Annotated in this window: 4 protein-coding genes; 2 read left to right on the top strand and 2 right to left on the bottom strand. The window is 64.9% G+C overall.

Annotation, left to right across the window (positions count from 1 at the left end):
- Positions 1-1,518, bottom strand: a 1,518-nt coding sequence (locus EOA29_RS22315; protein WP_127221550.1) for a trimethylamine methyltransferase family protein, incomplete at its 3' end; no start/stop codon positions are given.
- 220 nt (positions 1,519-1,738) lie between these two features.
- Positions 1,739-3,232: a PLP-dependent aminotransferase family protein gene (locus tag EOA29_RS22320; protein WP_126090448.1), complete on the bottom strand. Its 1,494-nt coding sequence runs from the start codon at positions 3,230-3,232 to the stop codon at positions 1,739-1,741.
- A gap of 283 nt (positions 3,233-3,515) precedes the next feature.
- Between EOA29_RS22320 and pgi the strand changes: the two genes are divergently transcribed.
- Positions 3,516-5,159 carry a glucose-6-phosphate isomerase gene (pgi, locus tag EOA29_RS22325; protein WP_127221552.1) on the top strand — a complete coding sequence of 548 codons (1,644 nt, stop codon included), beginning with the start codon at positions 3,516-3,518 and terminating at the stop codon, positions 5,157-5,159.
- A 5-nt stretch (positions 5,160-5,164) separates the two neighbouring features.
- A complete protein-coding gene (locus tag EOA29_RS22330; protein ID WP_126090446.1) occupies positions 5,165-5,890 on the top strand; it encodes an HAD family hydrolase in 726 nt (241 codons plus the stop codon).
- Positions 5,891-5,897: the final 7 nt, after the last annotated feature.

Genomic DNA, 5,897 nt, shown 5'->3' on the forward strand with positions numbered 1-5,897 from the left:
GCGCGACACATGGCGCGGAAAACGCTCGGCCAGCACACGCTTCTTCTCGGCGATCGCCCGTTGCAGGATGTCTGGCCGGCCCTTTTCGTTCCATTCCTTCGGCGAGAAACGGTCGCCGACGGCGGGGTAGAAATATTCGGTCTGCATCAGCTTCAGCGTCTGCTCGTTGCCGAGGTAGTGGCCGGGACCCTTGAGGCAGACATCGGTGATGGTGTCGATCGACAGCGCCTCATCCGTCACCTCGATGCCGCGCACGCAGCGCAGGCAGTGGCCGAGCATGTCGTTGTCGATGATCAGGCTTTCGAGGCAGAAGCCGAGCAGCGAGGCATGCATGCCGGCCGATTCGTAGACGAGGTTGAGGCCGGAAAGCCCTGCCATGACATTGGTGATGCCCTTCTCGTAGCCGGCCTGGATGTCGGGCAGCTTCGAGTCCGTCATGCCGGCTGCAGACCCGCCCGGCAGGTCGTAATATTGCGCCATCTGCGCGCAGGCCGCGGTCAGCACCGACTGCTCGGCCGAGCCGCCGGACATGGCGCCGGTCCGAAGATCGGAGACGAACGGCCAGGTGCCGAAGATCGCCGGATGGCCGGGCTTGATGGCGTTGACGTAGACCAGGCCCATCAGCACCTCCGCCACCGCCTGGACGACGGCGCCGGCAATCGCGGCGGGAGCCGTGGCACCGGCCTGGCCGGCCGAGAGCAGCAGGATCGGAATGCCGCCATCGACGCAGGCTTCGAGCACGCCGCAGGCATCCTCGGCGAATTTCATCGGCGGCACGACGAAGCAGTTCGAGTTGGACACGAACGGCCGCGCCCGGAAATTCTCCTCGCCGCCGGCGATCGCATAAAGCATCTCCAGCGCCGGCTTGACGTTCTCGCGCACCGTGAACGAAGTGCCGACATGCTTGGATGTCCCCATCACGCAGGCGTAGAGCGTGTTGAAGTCCATCTCGAGCGGATCGGGGATGTCGCGCGGCACCATGGTGCGCTGGAAGAAATGGATGTTGTCGAGCCCGTCGACGAGGCGAGCGGCGTCGTAGATGTCCTGCAATTGCGATTCGCGGTACTCGCGCTTCTCGACATCGACCAGATGCACCGCGGCGCCCGCCGTGCCGTAATGCACGCGCTTGCCCTGGATCACCATGTCGTGCTTGGGGTCCTGGCCGTGGAGCGTGAAGTGGCGCGCGGCCTTCTTGATTGTGTCGAGCACCAGCGCGCGCGGCAGGCGGATGCGGCCGTCATCGCCATAGGTCGCGCCGACCCTGGTCAGCGCCTCGATGCAGGAGGGGATGGCGTTGGCGAAGCCCACCGTCTCCAGAAGCGTCAGCACCGCCTCGTGGATGCGCTCGCGATCATTCTGGCTCAATGGCCCGTAGCTGCCGCCTTCGAGGCCGGGCCGAACCGGACGGATGTCGTCCGCGAGCGGCGCCGCCCGCATCGCGCGGCGCGCTTCGCGCCCGCCGGACCGCCGCGAACGCTGGTCCGACGACGCGTCCTGCTTCTCAAGAGCCACTGACATGGGAGGCACTCCACCTTTAGCTTTCAGGGGCAGGGTGCGTGGCGGTTGGTCCACCATCGGCCTGCCTCGTCCCCTATGGCCTCCGACTATGCCGCCGGCATTGGTACAGCCTATGAGCCAGCCTATCCCGTCGAATATGCCAGAGTGCTAAAGCAAACCGCGCGCTAAACAAAAGGGAGCCGGCACGCGCCGGCTCCCTTTTTAAGAAATCTGTCCGCGGTCAGGCCGCAGCGGGCCGGCGTCCGGCTGCCGTGGCGAGTTCCCGGATACCGGGCTCGATGTGCTGCAGCGAGATCGAGGAGATGCCCAAGCGCATGAAACGAGAGGGCTTTTCGCTGCGGTCGAAGAACCGGTCACCGGGCTCGATGATGACGCTGCGCGAAGCGGCCGCCTCGGCCAGGCCGCGTGAATCGGTGCCGCGCGGACCCTCCAGCCAGAGCGATGTGCCGCCCGCGGAGTCGGTCGAACGCCAATCTGGCAGGAAAGCGGAAATCGCATGGACCAGACGCTTGCGCCGCTCGTCGAAGGCGGCGGAGAGCCTGCGCACCAGCGCCTCGTGATGGCCGAGCGACAGGAAGAGCGCAACGGCGCGCTGGTTGTTCGCCGGCGGATGCCTGAGCATGAAGCGGCGCAACGCGCGCAGTTCGGCGATCAGCCCCGCCGAGGCGACGATGTAGCCAAGCCTCAAGCCAGGAGCCAGCGTCTTCGACATCGAGCCGACATAGATGACGCGGCCCGAGCGGTCGAGGCTCTTCAGCGCCTGCTGCGGCGCCTCGTCGAGAAGCTGGCTGTCATAGCCGTCCTCGATGATGATCTGGTTGTTGCGGTTGGCCCGCGCCAAAAGATCCTGCCGCCGCTCGGCCGAAAGCGGCACCATGGTCGGGCAATGGTGGCTGGGTGTGACGAAGACGAAGCCGGAATCTGCGGGGATCGCCGAGGTCACGATGCCCGACTGATCGACCGGAACCGCCTGGATGTCGGCGCCCGCCAGCCGGAAGATCGAGCGGGCATCCGGATAGCCGGGGTCTTCCATAGCCACCTTCGAGCCCTTGGTCATCAGCAGCGAGGCGAGCATGTAGAGCGCGTTCTGCGCGCCCAGCGTCACGATGATCTCATCCGGATTGGCGAAGATGCCGCGCCGCGGCAAAAGCCGCGCCTGGATCTGCTCGATCAGCAGCGGATCGTCGCGGTCGACCATGTCGGACGCCCAGTTGCGGATCTCCAGCACTGCGAGCGCCATGCGGTTGCATTCGCGCCATTCGGCGGTCGGGAACAGCGCCGGGTCGAACTGGCCATAGACGAATGGATAGGAAGACTTGATCCAGTTGTCGTGCTTGGCCGGCGGCGGCATGTCGCTGGCAGCGATCTGCCGGCGTGCCTTCCAGTCGATCTCGTTCTGCTGGTCGGGCGCCTTCTGGTGCGGCTTGGCGGGGGTGGCCAGCACGTCAGGGTTGACGAAATGGCCGCGCCGCTCGCGCGCCACCAGGAAGCCCTGGTCGACCAGCTGCTGGAAGGCGAGCACCACCGTGCCGCGGGCAACGCCAAGTTTTTCCGCCAGAATCCGGCAGGACGGCAGCGGCATCGAAGCGGCGATTTGGCGATCGAGGATGGCTGCGACGATCGCCTGGCGGATCTGTGCCTGGAGGGTTTGTCCGGATTCGGCCGAAATCCGGAACAGGCCGGACCATATGGCCGTGTCATTGCGCTGTGGCATGGGAGAACTTCCTCGGATGGCCAGCTGTTTTCACTTGGCTGGACCAGTCGAGTGTATGGGTGGCACAAGGGGTTGCGCCAATCAATTTTTCTGATCGCTGGGATTTATGCCAGTGATCCATTGGCTCCCGAAACTGTGTTGCAGCGCATCATCAAAGCGTGATGCGATGCGTCATCGCCGCGCTTGAACGAAATGGAAATCGGCTCAATAGAATGACGCGCCGACACGCGCCGGAAACATCCGGCCTGTTAAAATGGTCTAAAAACCCGCCAGGAGCCCGCCAGTGGATCAGTCATCTTTCGACAAGCAGCTTGCCGCCCTGCGCGCCCAGCGCGCCGCAGCCAAGGGCAGCATGCGCGAGGCCTTCGCCGCCGATCCCAGGCGCTTCGAGAAATTCTCCGCCACCGATGGCGACCTCCTACTCGACTGGTCGAAATGCGCGGTCGACGCCGACACGATGGCGATGCTGGAGAAACTTGCGGGCGCCGCCGATCTCGAAGGCCGCCGCGCCGCGATGTTCGAAGGCAGGAAGATCAACATCACCGAAGGCCGCGCCGTGCTGCACACGGCGCTGCGCAATCTGACCGGCAAAAGCGTGGTGGTGGATGGCCAGGACACCAAGGCCGATGTAATTGCTGTGCTCGATGCCATGGGCGCCTTCGCCGACGACATTCGCTCAGGCAAGGCGGCCGGCGCCACCGGCAAGAAGATCACCGACGTCGTCAATATCGGCATCGGCGGCTCGGACCTCGGACCGGCGATGGTCACGCTGGCGCTGGCGCCCTACCATGACGGGCCGCGTGCGCATTACGTCTCCAATGTCGACGGCGCCCATATCCACGATACGCTGAAGGGCCTTTCGCCCGAAACGACGCTGTTCATCATCGCTTCCAAGACCTTCACCACGGTCGAGACGATGACCAATGCCGAGACGGCGCGCAAATGGGTGGAGAAGGCGCTGGGCAAGGAAGCGATCGGCAAGCATTTCGCCGCCGTCTCGACCGCGCTCGACCTGGTGTCGAAGTTCGGCATCGAAAAGGATCGCGTCTTCGGTTTCTGGGACTGGGTCGGCGGCCGCTACTCGGTCTGGAGCGCCATCGGCCTGCCGGTGATGATCGCCATCGGTCCGCGCAACTTCCGCGCCTTCCTCGACGGCGCGCATGAGATGGACGAGCATTTCCGCTCAGCACCCCTGCAAAAGAACCTGCCGGCATTGCTGGGGCTGATCGGCTGGTGGCACCGGGTCGTCTGCAAATATCCGGCGCGCGCCGTTATCCCTTACGACCAGCGCCTGTCGCGCCTGCCGGCCTATCTGCAGCAGCTCGACATGGAATCGAACGGCAAGAGCGTCACGCTGGACGGCGGCGCGGTCGCCACGCCGACCGGCCCGCTGGTCTGGGGCGAGCCCGGCACCAATGGCCAGCATGCGTTCTTCCAGCTTCTGCACCAGGGCACCGATTTCATCCCGGTCGAGTTCCTCGCCGCCGCTGTCAGCCATGAGCCCGAGCTGAAGAACCACCATGATCTGCTGCTCGCCAACTGCCTGGCGCAGTCCGAAGCCTTCATGAAGGGCCGCACGCTGGAGGAGGCGCGCGCGCAGATGCTGGCCAAGGGCATGAAGCCGGCCGATGTCGACCGCATCGCGCCGCACCGCGTTTTTTCGGGCAACCGACCTTCGGTGACGATCCTCTACAAGAAGCTCGATCCGCGCACGCTCGGCCGTCTGATCGCGCTTTACGAGCATCGCGTCTTCGTCGAGGGCACGCTGTTCAACATCAACTCGTTCGACCAGTGGGGTGTCGAACTTGGCAAGGAATTGGCGACGGGCCTGCTGCCTGTCGTGGAAGGCAAGGAGACTGCCGCAAAACGCGACGCCTCGACTGCTGGACTGGTGGGACATATCCACCAATTGCGCGGCGCGGAGTAAAAGGCTTGGCGGACATCAAGGGAATTCTATTCGACAAGGACGGCACGCTTGTCGATTTCAACGCAACCTGGCTCGGCATAGCCGATTTCATGGCCATGGACGCCGCCGAGGGCGACCGCTGGAAGGCCGACCGGCTGCTGGCCGCCGCCGGCTTCGATTTCGTCAGCAAGCGCTTCAAGCCCGACTCGATCTTTGCTTCCGGTTCGAACATGGATGTCGTGGAGCTCTGGTTCCCGCGCCTGTCCGACGAGGATCAGATGCTGGCCGTTTCCCGCTTCAACGAGATCACCTCGGTGCAGGGCTCATCGATGGCGGTCGCGCTTCCCGGGATCATCGATTCGCTGAGGACGCTGCACAAGAAATCCTTCCGCATGGGCGTCGCCACCAACGATTCCACCAGCGGTGCCGAGAAGACGCTTGCCACGCTCGGCGTCGCGCAGCTCTTCGAGGCCGCCTTTGGCTATGATGCCGTGGCGAACCCGAAGCCGGCGCCCGACACCGTTGTTGCCTTCTGCGACCTGACGGGGCTGAAGCCAAGCGAGATCGCCATGGTCGGCGACAACCGCCATGATCTCGAAATGGCGCGCGCCGGCGGCTGCGGGCTGGCGGTTGGTGTTCTCTCCGGCACCGGCACGCGCGACTCGCTGTCGCCGATCGCCGACGTCATCCTGGATTCGGTGGCCGACCTGCCGGATTTCCTGTCGGCGCGGGTGAGCGTGCCGGCGGGCTAGCGTGGGA

Origin of the sequence: Mesorhizobium sp. M1E.F.Ca.ET.063.01.1.1 (assembly GCF_003998155.1) — a bacterium.
In the GTDB taxonomy this organism is placed as follows: Bacteria; Pseudomonadota; Alphaproteobacteria; order Rhizobiales; family Rhizobiaceae; genus Mesorhizobium.

What these genes read in the sequence shown, in the direction of transcription:
- EOA29_RS22320 (WP_126090448.1), bottom strand. Translation starts at nt 3,232, where the DNA reads ATGCCACAGCGCAATGACACGGCCATATGGTCCGGCCTGTTCCGGATT.